This window comes from Soonwooa purpurea (assembly GCF_053891095.1).
Map to the genome: position 1 here is coordinate 1 of NZ_JBSSMA010000059.1, position 1,326 is coordinate 1,326.

At 38.3% G+C, this 1,326-nt stretch carries 1 protein-coding gene and 1 pseudogene; both read right to left on the reverse strand.

What is annotated here, in order from left to right; all coding sequences use genetic code 11:
- Positions 1 to 533: pseudogene (locus ACVFVN_RS14705) on the reverse strand (IS1595-like element ISBbi1 family transposase); the annotation flags it as partial.
- 19 nt (positions 534 to 552) lie between these two features.
- Entirely contained in the window at positions 553 to 1,110 is a 558-nt protein-coding gene (locus ACVFVN_RS14710; protein ID WP_009135711.1) for an exonuclease domain-containing protein, read from the reverse strand.
- Positions 1,111 to 1,326 lie beyond the last annotated feature (216 nt).

Here is a 1,326-nt window from a genome sequence, read left to right on the forward strand (position 1 = left end):
TTTTTGCCCGTTTCGATATCTTCCAACGGGGTGCTTTCGGCCATCACCGCAACGTTCTGCTTTCCCTCGGCTCCCCGGCCACGTGTACCCTTGCCTCGCTCGATTTCCTTACTGGCCACCGAAAAGTAACCCTCATCCAGTTCTATCATCCCTTCCAGTGTATACCTTGCATCCCGGTTGCCCATCGCCCTGCGGAGTTTGTGTACCATCGCCCATACCGGTTCGTAACGCTTCAATCCTAATTGCTTCTGGAGTTCGTTGGTGGAGAATCCCTTTTTTGTGCAACTCATCAGGAACATCGTTTTGTACCACACCAGAAACGGCAGCTTGGAGCTCTCCATGATCGTACCGCTGCGCAACGAGGTGCGGAAACGGCAACCTTTGCATTCATAACTCCATTTACCCTGTAACCAATAATGGGAAGTGCCCCCGCATCGCTTGCAGACAACCCCTTCCTTATCACGCTGCTCCTTGAAATGCAAACGACAATCTTCCTCCGAACCGAAATGAGCCGTAAAACTGAATATGTTCATAATCCCTGCTTTTTGAGCGCTAATATACTAAAAATATTAGGTGTGTTTGCGGAGAATCAGATAGATTTTTCAAAACACTCAAGTCCATACTCGCATTATGAAAAATTAATAAATTAGATGAAAGATATTTAGAAAGTTCGTCTTCCCATAATTCTTGAAAATTAAGGGAAAATTCTACATCTTCATATGAAATTCCGTGTATTGAAGTATGAGTTTTTAAAAACTTTTCTGATTTTGGTGGATTTATATAGTGTTTTGTCGAATAAACTATTGTGTCATTTTTCACGAAGCATAATCCGATTGCACAAGCACTTAATCTACTGTTATTTGCTGTCTCAAAGTCAATAGCAATAAAATCAAATTTATTTTCAAAGTACTCAGGGAATGTATGAGGATTTTTAAATTGATTGAATTTCAATTTTTGCAAAATCGCTTGTTCGTATTGAGGTTTTACTTTATAACCAACTTGTTTTGCTTTTTTTAGCCAAGGTTCAAGAATATAGTTTGGTGTATTTTCGATAAAATTATAGAATAGAAATTCATTGTTTGTTTCAGGATTTATTCCCGAAACTTCCATTTCAATTTGATTTTTTGGTTTAGGTTTAAAAAAGTTAAACATAGTTCATTTTGTATAATTCAGACGAGTTTTGGTGTAATATGGCATATAACGTTTGGCAAATTGGCGATGGAGCCGACTTTTAGCACAAATGTTGAATAGAATTACTAATCTTCAACATTGCACAAAAGTTCAATAGAAGTACTTCACCGGCTCTATTGCCAATTTGTTTGTTAT

What these genes read in the sequence shown, in the direction of transcription:
- ACVFVN_RS14710 (WP_009135711.1), bottom strand. Translation starts at nt 1,110, where the DNA reads ATGGAAGTTTCGGGAATAAATCCTGAAACAAACAATGAATTTCTATTC.